Origin of the sequence: Shewanella sp. SW24 (genome assembly GCF_025653395.1) — a bacterium.
GTDB lineage: Bacteria > Pseudomonadota > Gammaproteobacteria > Enterobacterales > Shewanellaceae > Shewanella > Shewanella oncorhynchi.
Genome location: NZ_JAKKSH010000015.1, coordinates 1 through 22,061, shown reverse-complemented (window position 1 = coordinate 22,061; position 22,061 = coordinate 1). Strand labels below are relative to the sequence as shown.

The following is a 22,061-nucleotide window of genomic DNA, read 5'->3' as shown; positions in this document are numbered from 1 at the left end:
CTTAAGCTAACACGGTACGTTTAAATTAAGACTGAACGATGGAGAAATCGAGGTAGATATCATCAGCCTCGTCTTCTCCTACCGTTACGGTTAATCCCTCGGTACAAGGCACACCTACTTCGCACCAAGCAATTAAAGCATTAACGGCAATGTCACTGCCTTGGGCGAGTACTTCAACACTGCCATCGCGGCAATTGGTTACATATCCTGTCACACCAAGGGCTCTGGCCTTAGTCAAGGTCGCATGACGGCAACCAACACCTTGCACTTTTCCCGTCAAATTAATTAATACTCGCTTCATCTCACGCTCCTTTTTCACGGAACCTTGTTATAGAAATAAGCATAGCCGCAATTATCCAAAGGCTAAGTGTTAACCTATGGATTTGTAGAGCAAAAAACAAACAATATTTAAATTTAGGCAAAAAAAACAGCTAACAAGACTGCTGCTAGCTGTGTCGGGCGACATACGCAAAGGGATATCCAATAAATGGACAAATAAAACAGCAACTCTGTATCATTTTGTTACAAAATAGCAAGGGTCGCTACTTTACACAATAAATAATTATTTTCAAGAGTTTGAAAAGTAAAACTATCCATCCCGAATGAATATAATGCTTTTAGCTGAAAATCAGCTCGTACACCCATCTGCATTGTTCATGTTTAAAAACACCCCCTGTGATAACCGAAGAAGTATAAAGGCGTGTTGACGTTTAACGCTGAGATTGTGTTTGTTCTGGCAAGTTAGTAAACGCGAAACGAGGGTTTGAGAAGTCCCCCTCTAATGACAAGCGGCGCGTATGCCTGACGATAAAGCAAGGCAAGCAAACTAGATGCAAAAAAGCAAAAAACCGGCCTAATTAGCCGGTTTTTGCTCGATTGTGTGGGTAGGTGATGAAGTGCTACTCGCTTATCATCAGACCATTTTGATAGCGATACTCGGATGAGGGTTCACCATTAAAGTAGTACACCGACCTGCCGTGCAGTTGATTATCAAGATACTCATCACTTTGCAGTAGGCTGCCATCTTCGTTAAAACTATAGCCTTTGCCTTGCAATTGACCTTGATCATCATACTGGGTCTGCCCTAATAAATGGCCATTGGCGGAAAAGGCTTGCCAGTGACCCACTTCGTGTCCTGCTTTATAGTTGCCATGCCAGAGCTTAACCATGCTGTAGCTGCTTTCATCTTGCAGCAGCCATTGGCCTTCGCGCTGACCGTTAACATACTGACCTTGGGCTTGCAGTTGTTTATCAAAGCCACGCAGTAAATACGCGCCATGTAATTTAGCGTTTTTATAAAACTCTCGGCGCATTATCGTGCCATCGGCTGCGATTTCTGTTTGTTCACCACTCAGCTCACCTTGTTGGTTAAACTGCTCATTGCGCGTCGTATCCGCGTTTTTTGTGACCCACTTGCCGGACTTTAACCCTAAGTGATATTGGCCGATGACAAAACCGCCGTCCTCGGCCTTGTCTTCTCGATATGCACCGTGCATTTGACCTTTGCGGTAGTTTATCCGCCTGATATAACCGTTCCAACCAGCACCGATATACAAACCATCGTATCGTCCCTTGAGTTGTTCATCACGTTCAATCAGCTCATCTGCTACATCAAAACGCTGACGTAAGCTCCAGTCTTTTGTAGTATCTTGCTGATATTTATAAGTTAACTTACCCGCAGAATCGAAGCGCTGTTCAGTGCTGGTCTGACCCTTAGCGAGGTATTGCGTGTAGGTTTGGGTCGCAACGTTACCGGCATTATCATAGGTAATATGTTGAATTTCACGACCATCCTTATCATACTTTTGCAGCTCTGCTAACCGCCCTTGTTCATCAAAACGCTGCTGGTTTCCCACCTGTTTATCATGCTCATAGTGTTTAATCTCTTGCAGCACATCGGCAGCTCGGTAAATCAACACTTCGCCGTGTATTTTCCCCTTAAGATAAAACTCTTTAGTGTATAACCAGCCGTCTTTTGTCCAATACAGTCGTTCGCCTTCTCTTTTTCCCGCCACCATATTAACGGTTTGCTCCGGCTGACCATTGTTATGAAAACTTTCATATAGCCCTTCCATACCGTTAGCGCCGTAGGTTACGCGTGTTTGCAACTGGCCATTGTTAAAATAACTTTGCGATAATCCTAATTCAGCACCATTCACACGATGCTGAAGCTCCCTTAATTGACCATTAGTATGATAACTTTTCTGATCTCCATGCAACTGGCCATGCTGGTAGTGGTACTCTCCCGAGAGCGCTCCGTCTTCCCAATAATGCAGATGCGTGCCCTGATAACGCCCTTGTGCATCGCTACTGCCCTTGCGAGACAGTTGACCGTCGGGATAGAAAAACTCGAAATCACCAACGATAAAACTCTCGGCTAAATTAGGACTGTTGACGCTGCCCTTAAAAACGGGTTTATCCGTCTCCAGATAAAAGAGTTGTAGCGGCCACACGCCATTTTGCTCTGTCGGCGCTTGCTCCTGATAATAAATGGCTTCACCAGGCACATCGCTAAGCCGCCATAGTTCGTCGAGTAAAATTCGCTCAGCCGACAGATTAAACGACATAAGTAGTGCAGATAATAGTAATAAGACTCTCATATTCTGCTCCTTAAGGTAACGCAGGGAATGTATTAACCCACTGTTTATTGACCGGTTCGCCGCTTATCGTCAGCTGCTCTATCTGTGCTGTGCGCCCCGCCAGTACAAACCAGCGTTCCTCACGTAATACTTGCTGCAACGGACGCTGATAAAAATCACTGCTGTCACCTTGAATAGCAGGAGCTAGCTGTAAATTTTGCGCATTTAAAAAACGATAGCGCCGCATAAAGTCGGCCACGGTTTGATGGGTATCAACATTCGGCAACTGAGTGATATCAATCAACCAGCTTTGCTCGGGTTGATACGCTAGCGCTTGCCATTTGGGCGTACCGGTACAGGCCAAAGTGCTGCTGACATTGATGTCGTAAAAATTGCGGCGGATCCCATCGGCGCTAGTCAGTTGGTACAGCGCAAACTTATCCAGCCCTCCACCAAAACCCGTGTTGTTAGTGCTTGTGTTTGTCCATTGCAGTGTGTGCTCGTTGACCTTAGGTGCATCGACAACACTGAGCGTACACACCGCTGCCTGCTCGGAAGTTAACAGCAAACTGACGCCGTATTTGGCCACGACTTGCGGCTCAAGTAAGGCGGGGTCTTCAGGTGCAGTAACTTGCGGCTGATTAACATAGGACGCATACATATCATCACTATAAAGCAGTTGTTGCTGCGCCGGCGGATAGGCGACATTTTGCGCGTAATCTTGAGTCGGAATAAAACGAATGTTCTTAGTCAGTTCACCACTATCAACCACAGTATTCACATAGAGTGTCAGCGTGGGCGGCGCTGCGGGAAAGGTAAAATGTGTGATCGATTCATATTGTGTCGATGAGGCCAACGCCACCATATTTTGCTCTGCCGGGGTTAACCAATCCGGTCCAGTGGGCGGCGGTGAAAGATATTTCACCATAGCGCCTTCGGCACCGTCAAAGCGCCGGTATAACCAAGATTTGTCAGTGCTGCCTCGCGATTTCAGCAAATAACTGAATGGTTTATCTGGGATTGGCGAGAGTTCCAGCTGTATATCTTCATACTGCAAGGCCACAGTTTTGCTGGGATCGGGGGTCAGGTTAAGTTTGACTAATTTCGCGCCGCGATAATGGGCAGTCGCGCGAAACTCAGCAACCTGAGCTAATAGGTCATTCGGTGCATTCCAGCCGATAAGCAAATTCTGCTGCTCAGACTGATGGAAACCATCCTGTTCTGGATAACTGTAACTGCCTACCTTGCTCAATTGCAGCGGCAGTACTGTGCCATCCGCATTGTGTGCTGTGATATCGGTTAAGCTAAACCCGCCTTCGGGTTTAAAACCTGAAAAGTCATACTGATAAGTCAGCTTTAATAAATCATCTTGCTGGTAAAAGTAGCCCGCATCATAGGCAAATACAGCATCTTGGGTTAAGGTCTTATTGACGTTATCCAACACAACGTCAGGTTGTTTTTGATACTCAAATACTGGGAAATAATAAAAACCTAAATACTGCGTCAGATCGCCCAACTGGCGCTCCTGCGGCAACATAATAACGTTGCTGCGCACTGTGCCCTTATAGCCGTAGCGCTCAAACGGCGCTTCCGCCACTAAGGCTAACTGCGCTAACCAACCCCGCTCACGCTCTAACATCAACTGACCGTATATTTTGGCTTGTTCGCCGCCACTTTCAACTTTGGCTAACACATGCGTATCTGTGACTTGCAATACAGTAAGCTTGGCATTGGCGTGGCCTTGATAGGCAGGAAGCGCGACGACCGCCCCCGCTTTGGCGGGTATGGTGCTAAGGAAGGCAGATGAGCTAAAGAGCTTTTTCAGTTCCTGCTCAAGCTCTGCGCCGCGTTCAGCCAACAGCGCCTGCCATACAGGTTTGTTCAATGCACTGAATTCTTTAACGCTGCCATCGTCTAGATTTAAAGAAAATTCAAACCCCTGCGAGAAAATAGCGTGCATTTCTGGATTACGATCGGCCCGCTGGCCACTACTGACGCCGCTCCCTTGGCCATCGCGCATGTTCATATAATCGACATGCACTTGAAACCGACTGTTTTTGCCTGTTTCGAGGACCTTATAACGCAGCAATTGATGTGACGTGGCGTTAACCGTTTCGGTACGCTGACCATTGTCTACAGTGATGTTAGTGGTGCTATACAGCTGATAAGAGCGCTCTTCCCCTTTTTCAGGCGTAAACTCAACATCAGCATCCCCAAAAGAACAGGCCGATAATAAACAGCATGCAACTACGCTAACCAAGTACTTCATGGTTATTCCTTGTATCTCAAACAAATAGTAAGCGCCGCATTATGCCCTTTCATACCCAGTAAATAAAATGCTTTGGCTATTTTGCCTGTCCAGCGCAACACCTGAGTGCGCGACTAAAGCATCCTTTTTAGATAGTCACAGGTACAGCAATGCCAATCTTAGGCAAATTCTTAATGACGAATTCCGGCATCAAGAACTGATGCAAACAGCTAGCTGTGCGGCATTAATTGTCATTGTTTCCCAGTGACTCGCCGATTTTTTATTTAATAAGAAGTATCCCTATAGGCTCGACGGCGACACCCATCATGTCAACTATCACTGTAGCTGCAATGCCAATCCTAACTATCACTTTCGCAGTTCGTTTAGCTAAAATGCTATTGCCCCAAAACGCGTTTGAAGTTGATATCTATTCAGATGACGACACTTACATTTCCCTCAAAAATATAATATCACTTCTAATAGAAGAACTAGATTAATCCTACTATTGCATTCAGAGGGTGATAGTGTTAGTTGAACACTTGATTTTAGAGATTTTGTAACATTGCAAAGCAGGGTTTCAAATGTACAATAAGTTATTTTTAATCTTTAGGTAAAGTTATGTACAAGCTGAATCGAGAAGTGCCTGTTTCAATTACTCAAGATCCTGATGATTTTACGGGGGAAGACGATGCACTTATTCACATGTACCGCCACGAGAATAAGAGAAAAGAACTTTCAAGAATTGCCACGGACAACGCTTCGATGGTATTGCATGCAGGAACAAGAATCGATGAGGATGTTGGCAGTGTTATTAGTAGTTATTTTTTTGCTAGTAAAGATCACTCTGAAGAAGAATATAACCGTTCTGTATTATTTGATGAGTTAATAATTGAATCAACAGCAATGAGTTACAATGCAAAGCGTAATATTTTATTTAATATTCTCAATAAAACCTCATATTGTTCCGGTAAAGAAAAGGCAACGTTGCAAACTGACTTAAAGAAGATTCAGGAATGGCGAAACGCCGTGGCTCATGGCAGTTTTACAATAATGAATAAAAGTTTTGAGGTTAAATTAACTTACCAATCAGGTGGTGAAAAAGTAATAGTTCTCTCTGATGAATTTTGGGCCAATGTAGACCAAACTATTGAACAAACAGAGAAAGCCATATCTAAGATAGAGTTTAGTATTTTAAAAGAACGTGGCTGCATCCAAGAGATTGGTGATGATCTCGAATTTGATAAAGAGTTGCAGCTAAAAAGCGAGTCTTTTGAAAATAGAATGAATGAAGAGTTTGGTGAAGGATGGAAAGACTATCTTGCATAGAGTTGAGCTTTTTTAGAGTCTAATCACCAACTCATTTCTGTCCAAACTCGTGTCAGGCTAGATCAGTTCTGGCACTGTATATGCGCCATTGCAAGCTAAGAGTAATCCGGAGTGTTTGGTTAATAGATGGCATGTTGACTAAATTTTAGTAATGATACAAAGTGACTATGATATCCGTGGCGATTCACCGCCATGCGCGGGGAATCATTATGTCTAGTTGGAAAGGAGTTCATTTGAAAGTTTTGTATAAATATATGCCATTACGACAAGAGTTCTTCAGTGATCCATTACTTAGATTAACTCAACCATATAGTCTTAATGACCCTTTTGACTCAAAGCCAACTAAAGAAGCGATCAGAAAAAAGATCGCTTTTATGATTGATAATATGGGGGAAGGGGCTGGTTTTATTTCTGATGAAGAAATTATTTTAAAACATGGTGATACGAGAAAATACTTAGAAACAGAACTCCATAAATTTGGTATTATTTCACTTACAGAAAACCCTCATAATCTTCTTATGTGGTCGCACTATGCTAACGAACATAACGGAATTGTTATTGCAATTTCTAATTCAGAAGATACATTTTCCTTTTCTAAAGATGGCATTAAATCTTCACGTATCGGTGAGAAGAAAGCTGTACGTGTTCGATATGATAATAATCGACCTAGTAAAGATATTCCTGATGAGTGCATATTTTCTATATACGAGGATGAATTCTTTAGGCATTTCGCATTAGTTAAAAGTGATAGCTGGATGTATGAAAAAGAACATAGATTCTTGATTCCTATAACTGAATCTGATGTTGCTATTTTGAATTTTAATAATGAAATCTACTCGACTGATGAATTTGATGAGTATTTACGTAAAAGAAAAATTGATTTTATTAAAGTTGGAAGTAAATATATATTTGAAAATGAAAACATTAATTTTCCCATTAATAATCTTGCAAAGGTAATAAATGATAGTAATATAAAATCTATGGGAAGCCTATTCTTTTTCAAAAGACTTATGCCAAGCGCAATTCAATCCATATATTTCGGATGTAGAGTTTCAAATGAAATAATCAATGAAGCCATTAAATCCATTAGAAAAAATAATAGGTTCAGTTCAAACTTAACTTTCTATAGAACTTTAGAAAATAGTGATAGATTTGATGTCGACTTTGAAATAATTTACAGCTAATAAGGTATTGTCTTTACAGGAAATATATGTCTCATCAAATTTATTACGGCTCTATAGAGGAAGATTTACTACTACTTGAGCAAGTTGTTCATGGTAGTAGAGCAATGGTGGAGTATTACGAATCTTTATTCGATACGAAATAAGAATGTGAGATCTGCCTTTCATAGTTTGAAGGTGAGCTAATTGTCTATTAAGGATTTTTGGAAGCATCTGTTAGTGATTATCTAATTAGGTGTGCGAGTCGAACTCGAATCATTCAAGACTCCAATGAATTTAAAACCGATGATCCCGAATATTGCCCTGATAAAGAATCATTTGAGCGTTATTCAGGAGTTGCAAAGTGTATAGTTGGTAACGTAAAACTATCTATTCGAGAATGCTGTAATAAAATTATCCATGCAAAAGATGTAAGTCTAAATTTTACTGCGATTGAGAGTGGCTTAGGTCAGTATTGGAATGGCATTTGTTCCTTAAAAGGGGATATGCACGGTAAACCTTGGCATATTGAAATAGATGTTAAGAAATGGGTTTTGGCAATGAAGTTCTACTATGCAGTTATCGTGGAGTTGTAAAGCTAACAGAGCCGAGCATCATCGTACATCAAAGCTACGCTTGCTGTTGTTGTTGGCGGTGTTAATTCATAGAAATTTTAATCTGAAAATCACAAATTAGAGTTAGGAATCAAACACGTTTTGTCCAAAAGTGTGTTGCGTATGTCTTTTAAATCTACAGGTTACGTGAATGCACGAAAGGTGAGCCATGGTGATTGGCGAGACGACCGTCCGCCCCATGGACGGGGCGGTCGAGCATCCAAGGATGGACTGGCTGCGTGTCGGTAAGTCAATGCCATGGCAAGCCTGTGCAAGTAGATACCAGCCAACGCTAATCCCCTAAAAAAAAACCAAAAGTCGCAGCCACTCGAGACTACTTTCCTACACATTTCAGTCCAAAACCAATACAGTCGATTTTATAATCTAGAGCCCTCAATGTGCTCTACTTAAAAATATTCCCAATAGCCACAGTCATATTCAAAGTCGCAATGTCCGCCACATGAAGTACGAAAGCCAAACCATAAGGCAGAATAATCGATAAGATAAATCCACTCCCCCTCTTAAATATAAAAAGAGGAGTGATACTTTTATTCAATCGATATCAATCAAGCCAACTTAAAGGCTTTTATTTTGGGGAGATGGGCGGCGAGTTGGGGGAATTTGTGGGGTTGAACGTCATCCCAATCAATCGAATAATAGGCGCTTAATTCACTGGCGAGTTGCTGATTATCGAACATCTCATCATTCACAGAAAATATGCACATGGCCTTGTGGGTATTCTTTTCACGAAATTGCGACACGCACTTATTGGCAATATCGGCATATTCTTCTGGGCGATCGATCTTGCCCCTGTCTCTTCTACACAAATAATTAGTAAAAAAACGGAACTCTCTTGACTGCCGATGATCTGATCATGCAAATTCATTTACTTCACCATTTTCCATGTCAATTTTTAACCCGAGCCAATGGGCAGCCGATCACTTTCATCATGCTGAGCTAGGTGATAAACGAAGAGCGGCAAGGTTAACCGTCGTTGCTGAACATATGGCGGTTGGCAGCGGCAAATCGGTTGCCAGATCATGTAATGGTGAAGATGCCAAACTCGAAGGAGCCTATCGATTGATCCGCAATGATAATGTTAGCCCATCTATGATCAGAGTCGCCGGTTTTGCTCGCACAACCCAAGTGGTTGAAAATGTGGATGAAATACTTGCTCTAGAAGACACAACAGCCCTGAGTTATAAGCACAGTGTGGCGCCTGAATTAGGGAAATTAGGTAAACCTACAGATAAGTCTCGTGGGTGGTGGGTTCATTCTGTCTTGCTGCTGGATAGCTATACTTCTCGGACCTTGGGCTTGATCCACCAAGATTGGTGGTGTCGACCTGACAATCCCAACGAGGCCGATGAAAAAGAGAGCGGTAAATGGGCCGATGCATCTTATTTTACGCGACAACGCTTGCAGTCTCACATGTCGAGAGTGATCTCAGTGTGTGATAGAGAAGCGGATATCATGAGTTATTTAGCGGATAAACAGTCACATAGTGAACGGTTTGTGGTGCGAGCAAAACATGCCAGAAACCTTGTTGAATCCGAGGCTAAGCTGTTTGAGCACATGGACAGCCATCCCGTTACCGGCGGATACACCATCACCATCCCACAAAAAGGGATGAAGGAAGCCAGTGGTAAAAGCAAGAATCGTCCTTCGCGAACAGCCAAGCTCACTCTCAAAGCCAGTGCGGTGAATGTCAAACATAATGGCAAAGAGCACTCGCTTAATGTGGTGTATGCGCAAGAATGCCATTCGCCCCAAGGTGAAGCGGGTTTATCTTGGATGCTCCTGACCAGTGAGCCGATTGACACGCTGGCGCAGCAACTTCATGTGATTGATATTTATACCACTCGGTGGCGGATAGAGGACTTTCATAAAGCGTGGAAAACTGGCGCGGGGGTAGAAAGATTACGGATGACCTCGCCAGATAATCTTGAGCGAGCGGCCTCTATACTTTGCTTTATCGGTGTGCGGCTACTGCAACTAAGGGAAGTGATGAGTCTGCCAGTCTATCTGAGAAAAAGAGGCAAGGTCGAAGCAGCCCTGGGCATGGAAAATCAAAGCAGCAGCAGTGTTTTTGAGGATGATGAATGGCGAGTACTGATGGCGCTCTACAAGCCAAGGGCGCACAAAGGCAAAGAGGCACCAAATATGAAGTGGGCCTATCAGTCTCTGGCGAAATTAGGCGGCTTTAATGATAGCAAGCGCACGGGAATGGCTAGCTGGACCACGATTTGGGAAGGATGGGATGATCTTCAGGCTCAAGTAAAGGGCTATCGATTAGCCAAAGCCCTTTTTGAAGCCGGAAAAACGCTATGAGATCTGATCAAGAGACAGATCTTGCCCTGCATATTATTTTCTGGGTGCAAATTAGGATTAATCAGTACTGATTTAAGACCATTTAAAAATCCAATCCGCTCGGCCCAATAAGCGCCGAGTCCCACGCCAACCATTAACGGCGCGGGATCGTCACTATGCTGCATTTGCTTAGCGACTTCCTTGAGCAAGTGTTGCATGTCGTGCTTAGGGTGCAAGGTGCTGTAACTGATCAAACGCACATCAGGGTCAATAAATTGCAACTGACGCATTTTTTCGTGATTACCTGGGCTAGTAGCATCAAATCCATGAAGATAGAAAATCATATCAAGGCCTTTTAATCATTTTTGATTACAGTGAATTAGCTAACCCTAGCAAAAGAGTGATCTCACACCTTGCGCTACATCAAACTTTCGCCTGTTGAGCCAAACAAATTTGCTCTGCAAGCTGCTTGGCATTTTCCCAACGGGCCGTATTATCGAGCGCCGCTGCCGTTTGCGCGGCATTGGGTTTAAGTAAACTTGCAGGATACTGTGGCGCGCTCACAGGCCAAGTAAAGCCATCGAGTAGCGACATTACGCCCGCATTGTCATTACACACTAAAATCATGTCACAACCTGCGGCTAAGGCGGCGCTGGCCCTTGCACGGTAATCGCCCGCAAATCCTGCGCCTTGCATGCCGAGATCGTCGGAGAAAATCACCCCGTTAAAGCCAAGTTCTTTACGCAGCACTTGTTTTAGCCAGTATTCAGAGAAGCCCGCAGAGTTGGGGTCGACTTTAGGGTAAACCACGTGCGCGGGCATCACGCCTAATAACTTTTCTTTTGCGATCAATTCTTTAAACGGCAGGATATCCTTTGCAAAAATCGCCTCGGCATCACGTTCATCAATGGGTTTCTCGTAGTGCGAATCCGCCACTACACTGCCGTGTCCGGGGAAATGTTTACCCACGGCGCCCATGCCAGCTGCGGCCATGCCAGCAATAAAGCTTTCGGCCAATGTAATAACCTCGGCGGGCTCTGGGCTAAAGCTGCGTTTACCTATGACTTGGCTCACGCCGTTTAAGTCCAACACGGGCGCGAAACTTAAGTCGATATCGCAAGCCAGTAATTCAATCGCCATCAAGAAACCGAGCTCACAGGCCCAACGCTTGGCCAATACCATATCACCCTTTGCTGCGGGGAGAATGTCGCCCATGGCGGGAATAATGGTAAAGCCATCACGGAAACGTTGTACTCGGCCCCCCTCATGATCGACGGCGATTAATATTTCTGGGCGGATTTGGCGTATCTGTTGTACCAGACGGATCAACTGATCACGGCTCGAAAAATTGCGGGAAAATAGGATTAGACCACCCACCTGTGGATGGCGTAGCATCTCAGATTCAGCCTCACTGACGTCCAACGACAGTAAATCCAACATTAAATAGCTCATACTTCTCCCTAAAAATATTCATTAATACTCAAAAAATAACCACTCAAGCCATAAGTAGTCCACGCTCACAAAAAAGCTAAAAAAAGCGAGCCACCTACCCTTGTAGCGCTATCGAAGCCTGTATTCTTGGCCATAAAATGGCCTGTAAAAAAGTCCCAATTAAGTTCAGCTTATCCGAACTATTACGAATAAAAAAAACTAATGTGAATTGTCACACTAATCTATGGGATACTGGCGTTAGAGTATCACACAAGCAGATTTCGCATGAAAGAACGCCGCCACTGACCAGAGTACACGCGCAAGATTAGCGTGCTTCAATCTGCAGAGCGAGCAATCCCATGCACTCAGACTAAAATAATAAACAAGACACAACAGGACTTCTATCATGATTAGCGTATTTGACATGTTCAAGATCGGCATAGGTCCATCGAGTTCACATACCGTCGGCCCAATGAAAGCGGGCAAAATCTTTATGCAAAACCTGACTGACTCAGGACTCGTGACCCAGATTGATGAATTAAGAGCCGAACTCTTTGGCTCCCTCGGCCAAACAGGCAAAGGCCACGGCACGGGCAAAGCAGTGATTTTAGGCTTAATGGGCGAAGATCCCGAAACCGTGGACACTGACAGTATCGACGGTATTTTAGAACACGTCTCCAAGGACGAAACCTTAACTCTACACTGTGGCAAAGTAGTTAAGTTTACCCGTGAGCAAGGCATTACCTATCACAGACGCAAAACGCTACCTGCACATGCTAACGCCATGACCTTGTACGCTTACTGTAAAGGGGAATGTATTTTTGATCGCACTTACTACTCAGTGGGTGGCGGCTTTATTTTAGATGAAGATGAAATTAGCCAACGTAATGCATCGCCAGCCTCACAAATTGAATCGGCACCTTTTGATTTTGTGAGTGCGGCTCATTTACTGGAATTATGCGGCGAGCAAGGTCTCAGCATTTCTTCTTTGATGATGGCGAACGAACTGAGTTTAGCCTCTGAAGAGGAAGTCAAAGCCAAGCTGTGGAATATTTGGCAGACGATGAAAACCTGTATCGAACGCGGTTATCAGAAGGAAGGCATTTTACCTGGCGGCCTAAAACTGCGTCGTCGTGCTCCTGCACTGTACCGCCGTTTGAAAGCCGAAGGCCGTAACAATGTCGATCCATTAACCGCTATGGATTGGGTCGATTTATTCGCACTGTCGGTCAACGAGCAAAATGCGGCCGGTGATCGCGTCGTCACTGCGCCAACAAACGGTGCTGCGGGAATTATTCCTGCCGTATTATGCTATTACGATACCTTCGTACAAGAAGTGGATATCGATGTCTGCGCCCGTTATTTATTAACTGCCGCTGCAATTGGTATTTTGTACAAGAAAAATGCCTCAATTTCGGGCGCCGAAGTCGGTTGCCAAGGTGAAGTGGGTGTGGCCTGTTCTATGGCCGCTGGCGCACTGACTGAGATCATGGGCGGTACGGTTGAGCACGTTGAAAACGCGGCTGAAATCGGCATGGAACATAACTTAGGTCTAACCTGCGATCCTGTGGGCGGCCTAGTGCAAGTGCCTTGTATCGAACGTAATGCCATGGGCGCGATTAAAGCGATTAACGCCTCTCGTATGGCCCTGCGTGGCGACGGTAACCATAAGGTTTCACTGGATAAAGTGATCAAAACCATGATGGATACAGGCAAAGACATGCGCAGTAAATACAAAGAAACCGCCAAAGGTGGTTTAGCGGTCAACATTGTTGAGTGCTAAGTGCTGAGTGTTAATTCACTTTCGCTAATTGCTTAAATCGCACCATAAAAAATGCCATAACTCAGCGAGTTGCGGCATTTTTGTTTTAGCGCATCGACGTGACTGCCGAATCGGCTATTTATGGCTTAAAGTACAAGCTATGGAACTTAAGGTGCTCTTCAATAAAGCTCGCGATGAAGTAGTAGCTGTGATCGTACCCCGCTTGCATCCGCACATCCAAGGGATAACCCTTGGTATGGGCGATATCCACCAGCGATTGTGGCATCAATTGGGTATCTAAAAAGCTGTCAGCTTCACCTTGGTCAATCAGTACTGGCACTTCGCTAATCGCGAGCTTAAGCAACTCGCAGGCATCATACTGGCGCCAATGTTCACGATTTTCACCTAAATACTCACTAAAGGCTTTAATGCCCCAAGGTGCATTACTTGGATTAGAAATCGGGCTAAAGGCCGAAATTGAGCTATATCTGTGTGGATTACTCAGACCAATCACCAAAGCACCATGACCGCCCATTGAATGGCCGGAGATGGCGCGCTGGGTAGTGACAGGAAAATGCGCTTCAATCAAGGTAGGCAACTCATGGACTATGTAATCGTACATCTTGTAATGACGATTCCAAGGCGCTTTTGTCGCATTGAGATAAAAACCCGCGCCTAAGCCTAAATCGTAAGCTTTATCCGCCGCATCGGGCACATCGTCACCGCGAGGACTGGTATCAGGGGCGACAATCGCCATCCCAAGTACCGCTGCCATGCGCTGTGCCCCCGCCTTCTGCATAAAGTTTTCATCGGTACAGGTTAGACCTGAAAGCCAATACAGCACAGGCACAGGTTTATTCACCGCCTCAGGCGGCAGATAAATGGCAAAGCGCATCTCGCAGTTTAACGACTGAGATTGATGGCGATACTGCTTATGCCAACCACCGAAACTCTTGTTACAACTGATATTTTCTATGGTCATACAAGTCCTTTTAAGCTCAATCTTTTAGCGCTTGTCTTAGCGTTAGTCATCTGCTCAGTTGGCAACACAGCAGACAGATTTGCACCTGTCTGCCGGTTTGTCACATCAAGCTGAAGCATCAACTTAGCGTGCAAAATCGCTTATTTATCAAAATGGATCACGCTGCGGATGCTCTTACCTTGGTGCATCAGCTCGAACGCTTCATTGATTTGCTCAAGTCCCATTGTATGGGTGATAAAATCATCGAGCTTAAATTCGCCCGCCATGTAACGCTCAACAATGTGTGGCAGTTCAGAACGCCCTTTCACACCGCCAAAGGCAGAACCGCGCCAAACGCGGCCAGTCACCAATTGGAATGGACGGGTTGAAATCTCTTGACCAGCACCGGCAACACCTATGATGACTGATTCACCCCAGCCCTTATGGCAACACTCTAAGGCGCTGCGCATCACGTTGACGTTGCCGATACACTCGAATGAGTAATCCACGCCGCCATCGGTCATTTCAACGATCACCTCTTGGATGGGCTTATCGAGTAATTTAGGATTGATGCAATCGGTCGCGCCGAGTTTTTTGGCTAACTCGAATTTAGACTCGTTGATATCAATCGCGATAATGCGGCTGGCTTTTGCCATCGTCGCACCGATAATCGCCGATAAACCGATACCGCCGAGGCCGAAAATCGCCACAGTTGCGCCTTCTTCCACTTTGGCCGTGTTCATCACCGCGCCCATGCCTGTGGTTACGCCGCAACCTAACAGACAAATTTCTTCTAATGGCGCGCTCTTATTGACTTTAGCCAATGAGATTTCAGGTAACACGGTATATTCAGAGAAGGTCGAGCAGCCCATGTAATGGAAAATAGGCTTGCCATCAAGATAAAAACGCGTGGTGCCATCGGGCATTAAGCCTTTACCTTGGGTCGCACGAATTTTTTGGCATAGGTTAGTTTTGCCCGATAGGCAGAACTTACACTCGCCGCACTCTGGGGTATAAAGTGGGATCACATGATCGCCCACTTGTACACTGGTCACCCCCTCGCCCACTTGCTCAACGATACCGCCGCCTTCGTGGCCTAGAATCGCTGGGAATACGCCTTCTGGATCGTCACCGCTCAGGGTAAACGCATCCGTGTGACACACGCCCGTAGCCACAATGCGCACTAAGACTTCGCCCGCTTTAGGTAACATCACATCCACTTCTTCAATCTTCAGTGGTTGTCCTGGTCCCCAAGCAACAGCGGCCTTTGATTTAATAAACTGCGGTTTTTCGTTCGACATTGTTACGTCCCTTGAATAGGTAATAGGAGTAAGTCATTGGTGTATCATAGATTCAATTCAGGCCAAGCAAACTCTTGCGCCCATTGCACTAATGCTACTGAATAGGAGGATTGTATTTGTTTCTCAGCGAGAGACAATCTAGTATTCAAGCAATTCATTTTTACTGAGTAACAACAATGTACCTCTGGGATGGCATTTCTGAATTTGTCGCAGTGGCTGAGGCCGAAAGTTTTACCCTAGCAGCGCAGCGGCTGAATATCTCCACCGCCCATGTTAGCCGCCAAGTGAGCACCTTAGAAAATCGCCTCGGCACAAAACTCTTTTACCGCACCACCCGCAAAGTGTCGTTAACCGAAGAAGGCACGATTTATTATCGTCATTGCCGCCAATTACAAACTGGGTTAGAAGAAGCCGAGCGCGCCATCTCAAACCTAAAGGACTCACCCCAAGGCTTAGTCAAGCTCACGGCGCCAGTCGCCTATGGCGAGAAATTTATCATGCCGTTACTCAATGATTTTATGGTGCAATATCCCAGTGTTGAATTTAGCGTCGACTTGACCAATCGCACCTTGGACTTGATTGAAGGCGGTTATGATCTGGCGATTCGCCTCGGAAAACTCGCCGATTCGAGTTTGATGGCCAAACCGCTCAGCAGCCGTACCCACTATGTCGCCGCCTCACCAAGCTATGTGGAAAAATACGGCCAGCCCCATACCTTATCTGAACTTAGCCAGCACAATTGCTTGATTGGTAATCATAATTACTGGCGCTTTGTAGAAAATGGCCGCGAGCGCAATATTAAAGTCCGCGGCAATCTTAATTGTAACAGCGGCTACGCATTAAGGGATGCGGCACTAAAAGGCATAGGGATAGTTCAACTGCCTGATTATTATATTGAAGAAGATATTCAAGCCGGACGGTTGCTCTCCTTCCTTGACACTCACCGCGAAGCCAAAGAAGGCATTTGGGCACTCTATCCGCAAAATCGCCACCTGTCGGCCAAGATCCGCGTATTGGTTGATTATCTTGCCGAAAAACTCGCCGAGCAGGATTAAATACTGTTTGAGCAAATTGATTGGTAGCAGACAACACGGCGCAAACTAGCGCCAGTTTTCTCGCAAAGTGTAATACAACATGCCTAATGCAAGCGCTTGATTGCCGAACCATTCATTTAACGGAATGCGGATATGGCGCATGGCCGCAAACAAATCAAACTCACGCAATTCCCCGTCCATCGCATTGGCCATTATCTCGGCCATAATGTGCGATGTCGCTACTCCGTGCCCAGAATATCCTTGGCAATAGAATACATTAGGCGACACTTTGCCGAGCTGCGGGATACGGTTAATCACAATTCCCGCCATTCCCGCCCAGGCAAATTCGATATCAACGCCCTTTAATTGTGGAAACGTACGCTCAATCGCAGGCCGTAATTCTGCAGCCACATTTTTAGGATCGCGGCCGCTGTAATTAGTGCCGCCGCCGAACATCAGCCGTTTATCCGCGGTCAGGCGATAGTAATCCAGTACAAAGCGGCAATCGTACACGGCTAAATCCTGCGGATTGATTTGCAAAGCGACATCATCGGGCAGAATCGCAGTGGCGCAATTGCCTAAGGACGCCGGAAATAACATACCGCGCAGTTTTGGACGGGCGAGTTTATGGTAAGCATTACCCGCGATCAGCACACTATTGGCGCGCACTTTTCCCTTGGCAGTGACAACAGTCACCACATCGCCTTCTTCAATATCAAGTACGGGTGAGTGTTCAAAGATTAACGCCCCAAGACCTGCTGCCGCGCGGGCTTCACCAAGGCATAAATTAACTGAGTGCAAATGCATATTGCGCCGATTGACTAAGCCGCCGTGATACAAGGGCGAGCCTAAATAGGCGGGCATTTCATCGGCGGATACCAGCGTCATAAATTCACCCATGCCGCGGCGCTGCGCTTCATCATGCATAGCCCTAAGCTCTTGCATGTGCTTTGGCTGGTAGGCGGTTTGGATATGACCAAACTTTAAATCACAGTCTATGCCGTACTTGGCCACCCGGTTTTTAATAATGTCATGACCGCGCCAACGTAAATTCCACACATAATCTTCAGCTTCATTGCCAATTTGGCGGCGCAGCTGTTTTGTCATCGCAACATCGCCGGACAAACTGCCCGTCACCTGCCCACCGTTGCGTCCGGTCGCGCCCCACCCAATTTTATTGGCCTCAATAAGCGCCACTTTGTAGCCCTTCTCAGATAATTCCAACGCCGTTGCCACGCCGGTAAAACCGCCACCCACAATCGCCACATCGACTCGAATGTCGCCTTCAAGCGCAGGATAATCTGACTCTTGGTCAATGGTGGCATTGTAGTAGGAGGCGCAACGCTCTGCTGGCATGGTCATTCCTTGATGTTGAAAGTTAACTGTTGAAAGTTGATAGCTGAAAGTGAGTGTTAAGTCTTAGTTCTGGGCTCTCAGTTCTTCTGGACACTCAGTTTTGGAGACTCGTTTTAACACGGCATCATACCGACGTTGTTTTATATTTTTTACAAGCGTTCAGAATTTGTGAGTATATCTAAGTTGAGATCGAGGTCAACAGTGAATTGCGATAACTATTTTTGCAGGACATGACAAAGGAAGTTGAGCTGGCTGCTGACTCCTTCTTGAAGAACCTGAAATGGAGGTGCTTGAGATGGAAGCTTCTGAAATGGCGGTACCTAAAATTAAGGCACTAAAATTAAGGCACCTAAGATTAAGTTATCTAAGATAGAGACTCCGAATGTTAAGGCGCGGCTCATTTTATCTTTTAAGCCTTATACTTTTTGCTGGTTTAAGATAGGCTTGTGCGGCGTCATCCTCTTTTAATCTCAGCAACCTAGAGTCCATTATGCCACTAATGCCAATTGCCCAGCCACTTGTCCAATTGCCGTTTTCCCAAGCGTGCGAAAACAACAAAGCGCCGATTTTAGCGGTATTAACACAAGCATTCTCACTCAACCAACATGTGCTCGAAATCGGCAGTGGCACAGCGCAACATGCTGTGTATTTTGCAGCAAATCTTCCCCATTTAATCTGGCAAACCAGCGATCAAGCTGAATATATTGAGGTCATTACCGCAAGGTGTATGCATGAAGGCAAGCTACCCAACGCAGCGGCAAACCTACGCTTACCACTTACCCTTGATGTCACTGTGCCATGGCCGGTGAAGGGATTAACACCTGATATTGATGGCGTATTTACTGCAAACACTTTGCATATTATGAGCAAAAATATGGTTGAAGCGTTTTTTACTGGTCTTGGTCTGTACCTGCCCCAACTCAAGACCCTGTGTATTTACGGCCCCTTTAACTACCAAGGCGAATTTAGCAGTGACAGCAATCGCCAGTTTGATACTTTTTTAAAACAGCGCGATCCCGCCAGCGGCATTCGTGATATTGAATGGATTTGCAGTTTAGCTAGCGAGCAAGGCTTAACACTGAAGTAAGATGTGGCTATGCCCGCCAATAATCGACTACTGCATTTTGTTAGAGACTAGCTTTTTGTTAAAAGCTAGCTTTGGTTGAGTGGTTTAGTCCGTTTTGGCCTCGGCGGTTCTGTGTCCATAGCTCAGTACTCGGGTAGCTTTCCACTGCTCGTCCTGTTTGCGCCACACAATGACAAAGTCGGCTAGACCTTCACAATTGCCGGTTTCAAAGCTGCAAAAACGATGAACGCCTTGCTCTATCGCGCCAAACTCTTTCACCGGAAACACTTTCAGCGTGCCCGCAACTAACTCGCGGCGGTAATGGCCACAGGCATATTTTTCGGTATTAGCGATCATGTCCTTGCGGTTCCACGTCACGCCACCCGTATCGTGGTAAAACTCTACATCTTCAGTGAAAAACGCCGCGTGTTTATTGAGTTCAGCAGGGGCGGCGCACTTATTGAAACTGTCGAACAAGGCAAAATCCACCGCTGCAATTTGGGTAGATAAAGTGTCTGTAAGTGCAGCAGCGGGCTGCGCAATGTCAGTTTGTGAAGCACCAGCCGTTTTAACTGATGCTGCTTTAGCTAATGTTGGCGTATCTGTGGCAACAGCAGGTTCGGTAGTGGCGAGTGACAAAGTTAAAACAGTGACTGTGGCTAGGCTATAAAATGCTGGATTCATATTCTCTCCGTAAATATTGGCAATACATTTTGTATGGCGACGATTCACGTCACAAACATGAATGCACCACGAAACATAAAGTCACATCGCCAGCAAAGCTTATGCCAGTTAAAATGTCCATATTAATCATATTGATATAGTTTCATATTACGTTATGCAGTTTTGTGCGGTGATAGTTTCTGATTATTCTCACTATTTTTTAGTGATTTATCCGACGACAGTCAGACTCAGATCGTCATACTCAGTGCCTTGTGCTCAATGCGCTCAATCAGAATGACCATGCCAGCGAGCAACACGTCGAATATACGGGCTATCACACTGTTATTAAACACTAAAAATTTACACTGCCTTTACACAAAAGAGAGACATCCAAGCTTGAAGCTATAATTAAGAATAATTATCATTCGCCAAAATTACCGAAGGAAGAATGATATGCCCCGCTTTATCCATCGCACTCGCCAAACCTCGCATCTATCTCATGCAACACAGACACCTATGTTGAGCCAGCTATCACGCGCTATTGGTTTATGTTTGTTATTACCTGCAGCATGGGCTAGTGCGGCAAATACGCAAGATACCACTCCAGAAATGGAGCGCATGGTAATCACAGCAACACAAACTAAACACTCGGAGCTTTCGGCGCCCGCTTCGGTGTCCGTGATTAACCGCAGTGAACTTGAAGCTCTCGTCATAGACGATCTCGCTAGCGCAGTCCGTTATTTACAGGGTGTGAACATCAGCGAAGGCACGCCCTATGGCCGCAATGAGATCAGCCTGCGAGGCTTAGATTCAGATTACACTTTAATCTTGATTAATGGCCGCCGCATTAACTCCCGCGAAGCATTAACCTCTGGTTATGGCAACGATTTTGACTTGTCCTCTATTCCAATGTCTGCCATTGAACGTATCGAAGTTGTGCGTGGGCCTATGTCATCCCTCTACGGCTCAGAAGCTTTAGGCGGTGTGGTTAACGTCATACTGCGTCAACCAACTGAGGACTGGCAAACCAGCGTTGGCGTGCAATACGATGCACCTACCAGTGGCAAAGGTGGCGATAGCACTAAGTACAATTTCTACAGCAGTGGCGCGCTGATCAAAGATAAATTACTGGCAAACTTAATCGTCGACAGCAATAAACGCGATGCATGGCGCTCGGACTTAAAACCCACTATTGATGCGCTAGAAGACAGAGATGAAATCAGCGCCCTCGCCAATTTACAATGGCTGATTGATAACCAGCAAGATCTGCAATTTGACTTAAGTTACGCCAACGATGAACGCGAGTCTGATTGGAATAACTACGGCACGATTCTCACCAATAACCAACAAGCGGAGCGGATAAGTTCAGGTCTGACCCATAATGGCCACTGGAACTGGGGCGATACTCGCCTGCGCTATTACTATGAAAATGTTGAGGTGACTGACGACTCAGCGTTAATCGCCGAGATTGGTAATATCACCCAAACCAACCACAATCTCGACGGTCAAACCACTGTCCTGCTTGGCGATCACATGTTAACCAGCGGTGCAGAATACCGTTGGACCCAGCTCGAAAATAGCCGCAATATTTTAGGTGATGGCACCTTAGACGACAGCCAATCGGCATTGTATCTACAAGATGAATTTAGCTTAGGCGAACTCAATATCACCTTAGGCGGGCGCGTCGATCACCACGATGTGTACGGCACCGAATTTAGCCCACGCTTGTATTTGGTGTATAACTTAAGCTCTGAATGGGTCATTAAAGGTGGTGGCGGCAAAGCCTTTAAAGCGCCAAATATGGCGCAATCCCAAGCCGATTATATTATCCCCGCTTGTCGTGGCGCCTGTACCGTTGCGGGAAATCCTGATCTACAACCCGAAACCTCAGTGAACTACGAGTTATCGACCCAATATCAAACCACGGATTTTGGTGGCTCGATCACCTACTTCCATAACGATGTTGAAAATAAAATTATCACCGAAACTTGGAATAGAGTCCTGAAGAATCCCCTGATGATTTACAAATAAATCATCAAATTAGGGTGGAAGCGCATCTTGTTGCATGATCAAATGGTTTCTCCAAAAACTACACTTGGACAACAAGATGCGCGAAGCCAATATCCTACAACATTCTTTACACCAATACTGCCCAGAACTTCACCTAAAACGATTAAACAGCTTGATGCTGGCCTCTAAGGCACTGATTGAATGTAAGACACTGACCTTGACTGAGTTAGGTCGAAATTT

The 22,061-nt window shown here is 45.4% G+C and carries 15 protein-coding genes and 4 pseudogenes; 9 read left to right on the top strand and 10 right to left on the bottom strand.

Annotated elements, in window-relative coordinates:
- Positions 1-25 precede the first annotated feature (25 nt).
- From L5M17_RS13525 to L5M17_RS13515, 3 genes are all read right to left on the bottom strand, one after another.
- Positions 26-301: an acylphosphatase gene (locus L5M17_RS13525; protein ID WP_028759808.1), complete on the bottom strand. Its 276-nt coding sequence runs from the start codon at positions 299-301 to the stop codon at positions 26-28.
- 598 nt (positions 302-899) lie between these two features.
- Positions 900-2,600, bottom strand: coding sequence for a toxin-antitoxin system YwqK family antitoxin (locus L5M17_RS13520; protein WP_263148104.1), 1,701 nt, complete (start codon positions 2,598-2,600; stop codon positions 900-902).
- A 10-nt stretch (positions 2,601-2,610) separates the two neighbouring features.
- Complete coding sequence (locus L5M17_RS13515; protein ID WP_263148103.1) at positions 2,611-4,848, bottom strand: hypothetical protein; 2,238 nt, start codon at positions 4,846-4,848, stop codon at positions 2,611-2,613.
- Between the two features lie 597 nt (positions 4,849-5,445).
- Here L5M17_RS13515 and L5M17_RS13510 point away from each other — a divergent pair.
- The 3 genes from L5M17_RS13510 to L5M17_RS13500 all read left to right on the top strand — a co-directional run bounded on the left by L5M17_RS13510 (position 5,446) and on the right by L5M17_RS13500 (position 7,909).
- Positions 5,446-6,153, top strand: a complete 708-nt coding sequence (locus tag L5M17_RS13510) for a hypothetical protein (protein ID WP_006081874.1) — start codon at positions 5,446-5,448, stop codon at positions 6,151-6,153.
- A gap of 209 nt (positions 6,154-6,362) precedes the next feature.
- Complete coding sequence (locus tag L5M17_RS13505) at positions 6,363-7,337, top strand: DUF2971 domain-containing protein (RefSeq protein ID WP_259562505.1); 975 nt, start codon at positions 6,363-6,365, stop codon at positions 7,335-7,337.
- A 200-nt stretch (positions 7,338-7,537) separates the two neighbouring features.
- Positions 7,538-7,909, top strand: coding sequence for a hypothetical protein (locus L5M17_RS13500; protein WP_263148100.1), 372 nt, complete (start codon positions 7,538-7,540; stop codon positions 7,907-7,909).
- A 584-nt stretch (positions 7,910-8,493) separates the two neighbouring features.
- On the opposite strand, the pseudogene L5M17_RS13495 reads toward L5M17_RS13500, so the two are convergent.
- Positions 8,494-8,739: pseudogene (locus L5M17_RS13495) on the bottom strand (YqiA/YcfP family alpha/beta fold hydrolase); the annotation flags it as partial.
- A 91-nt stretch (positions 8,740-8,830) separates the two neighbouring features.
- Here L5M17_RS13495 and L5M17_RS13490 point away from each other — a divergent pair.
- On the top strand, positions 8,831-10,258 hold the full coding sequence (locus L5M17_RS13490; RefSeq protein WP_263148099.1) for an IS4 family transposase: 1,428 nt from the start codon (positions 8,831-8,833) through the stop codon (positions 10,256-10,258).
- 17 nt (positions 10,259-10,275) lie between these two features.
- Here L5M17_RS13490 and L5M17_RS13485 read toward each other — a convergent pair.
- Positions 10,276-10,581, bottom strand: a pseudogene (locus L5M17_RS13485) (YqiA/YcfP family alpha/beta fold hydrolase); the annotation flags it as partial.
- Between the two features lie 79 nt (positions 10,582-10,660).
- A complete protein-coding gene (gene nagZ / locus L5M17_RS13480) occupies positions 10,661-11,689 on the bottom strand; it encodes a beta-N-acetylhexosaminidase (protein WP_263148097.1) in 1,029 nt (342 codons plus the stop codon).
- A gap of 385 nt (positions 11,690-12,074) precedes the next feature.
- Between nagZ and L5M17_RS13475 the strand changes: the two genes are divergently transcribed.
- Positions 12,075-13,451: an L-serine ammonia-lyase gene (locus L5M17_RS13475; RefSeq protein WP_263148095.1), complete on the top strand. Its 1,377-nt coding sequence runs from the start codon at positions 12,075-12,077 to the stop codon at positions 13,449-13,451.
- Between the two features lie 118 nt (positions 13,452-13,569).
- Here L5M17_RS13475 and fghA read toward each other — a convergent pair whose 3' ends face one another.
- The gene (gene fghA / locus L5M17_RS13470; RefSeq protein WP_028759793.1) at positions 13,570-14,412 is read right to left on the bottom strand and encodes an S-formylglutathione hydrolase; all 843 of its coding nucleotides are present in this window, start codon (positions 14,410-14,412) and stop codon (positions 13,570-13,572) included.
- 140 nt (positions 14,413-14,552) lie between these two features.
- Complete coding sequence (locus L5M17_RS13465; RefSeq protein WP_014610474.1) at positions 14,553-15,692, bottom strand: S-(hydroxymethyl)glutathione dehydrogenase/class III alcohol dehydrogenase; 1,140 nt, start codon at positions 15,690-15,692, stop codon at positions 14,553-14,555.
- Between the two features lie 176 nt (positions 15,693-15,868).
- Here L5M17_RS13465 and L5M17_RS13460 point away from each other — a divergent pair, with 176 nt between their 5' ends.
- Positions 15,869-16,747, top strand: a complete 879-nt coding sequence (locus tag L5M17_RS13460) for a LysR family transcriptional regulator (RefSeq protein ID WP_219252648.1) — start codon at positions 15,869-15,871, stop codon at positions 16,745-16,747.
- A gap of 45 nt (positions 16,748-16,792) precedes the next feature.
- Here L5M17_RS13460 and L5M17_RS13455 read toward each other — a convergent pair whose 3' ends face one another.
- Positions 16,793-18,082 carry an NAD(P)/FAD-dependent oxidoreductase gene (locus tag L5M17_RS13455; RefSeq protein WP_263148093.1) on the bottom strand — a complete coding sequence of 430 codons (1,290 nt, stop codon included), beginning with the start codon at positions 18,080-18,082 and terminating at the stop codon, positions 16,793-16,795.
- 490 nt (positions 18,083-18,572) lie between these two features.
- Between L5M17_RS13455 and L5M17_RS13450 the strand changes: the two genes are divergently transcribed.
- Positions 18,573-19,169: a class I SAM-dependent methyltransferase gene (locus L5M17_RS13450; RefSeq protein ID WP_263148091.1), complete on the top strand. Its 597-nt coding sequence runs from the start codon at positions 18,573-18,575 to the stop codon at positions 19,167-19,169.
- Positions 19,170-19,253: 84 nt separating this feature from the next.
- On the opposite strand, the gene L5M17_RS13445 is transcribed toward L5M17_RS13450, so the two are convergent.
- Positions 19,254-19,832, bottom strand: a complete 579-nt coding sequence (locus L5M17_RS13445; RefSeq protein ID WP_263148089.1) for a nuclear transport factor 2 family protein — start codon at positions 19,830-19,832, stop codon at positions 19,254-19,256.
- A gap of 432 nt (positions 19,833-20,264) precedes the next feature.
- On the opposite strand from L5M17_RS13445, the pseudogene L5M17_RS13440 reads away from it, so the two are divergent.
- Together L5M17_RS13440 and L5M17_RS13435 are read left to right on the top strand one after the other, a co-directional pair.
- Positions 20,265-21,809 (top strand): annotated as a pseudogene (locus L5M17_RS13440) (TonB-dependent receptor domain-containing protein); the annotation flags it as partial.
- 109 nt (positions 21,810-21,918) lie between these two features.
- Positions 21,919-22,061, top strand: a pseudogene (locus L5M17_RS13435) (IS4 family transposase); the annotation flags it as partial.

Excerpts from the sequence above, each read along its gene's own strand:
- fghA (WP_028759793.1), bottom strand. The coding sequence starts at position 14,412 with ATGACCATAGAAAATATCAGTTGTAACAAGAGTTTCGGTGGTTGGCAT.
- L5M17_RS13510 (WP_006081874.1), top strand. The coding sequence starts at position 5,446 with ATGTACAAGCTGAATCGAGAAGTGCCTGTTTCAATTACTCAAGATCCT.
- nagZ (WP_263148097.1), bottom strand. The coding sequence starts at position 11,689 with ATGAGCTATTTAATGTTGGATTTACTGTCGTTGGACGTCAGTGAGGCT.
- L5M17_RS13505 (WP_259562505.1), top strand. The coding sequence starts at position 6,363 with ATGTCTAGTTGGAAAGGAGTTCATTTGAAAGTTTTGTATAAATATATG.
- L5M17_RS13515 (WP_263148103.1), bottom strand. The coding sequence starts at position 4,848 with ATGAAGTACTTGGTTAGCGTAGTTGCATGCTGTTTATTATCGGCCTGT.
- L5M17_RS13465 (WP_014610474.1), bottom strand. The coding sequence starts at position 15,692 with ATGTCGAACGAAAAACCGCAGTTTATTAAATCAAAGGCCGCTGTTGCT.
- L5M17_RS13490 (WP_263148099.1), top strand. The coding sequence starts at position 8,831 with ATGTCAATTTTTAACCCGAGCCAATGGGCAGCCGATCACTTTCATCAT.
- L5M17_RS13450 (WP_263148091.1), top strand. The coding sequence starts at position 18,573 with ATGCCACTAATGCCAATTGCCCAGCCACTTGTCCAATTGCCGTTTTCC.
- L5M17_RS13455 (WP_263148093.1), bottom strand. The coding sequence starts at position 18,082 with ATGCCAGCAGAGCGTTGCGCCTCCTACTACAATGCCACCATTGACCAA.
- L5M17_RS13460 (WP_219252648.1), top strand. The coding sequence starts at position 15,869 with ATGTACCTCTGGGATGGCATTTCTGAATTTGTCGCAGTGGCTGAGGCC.
- L5M17_RS13520 (WP_263148104.1), bottom strand. The coding sequence starts at position 2,600 with ATGAGAGTCTTATTACTATTATCTGCACTACTTATGTCGTTTAATCTG.
- L5M17_RS13445 (WP_263148089.1), bottom strand. The coding sequence starts at position 19,832 with ATGAATCCAGCATTTTATAGCCTAGCCACAGTCACTGTTTTAACTTTG.
- L5M17_RS13475 (WP_263148095.1), top strand. The coding sequence starts at position 12,075 with ATGATTAGCGTATTTGACATGTTCAAGATCGGCATAGGTCCATCGAGT.
- L5M17_RS13525 (WP_028759808.1), bottom strand. The coding sequence starts at position 301 with ATGAAGCGAGTATTAATTAATTTGACGGGAAAAGTGCAAGGTGTTGGT.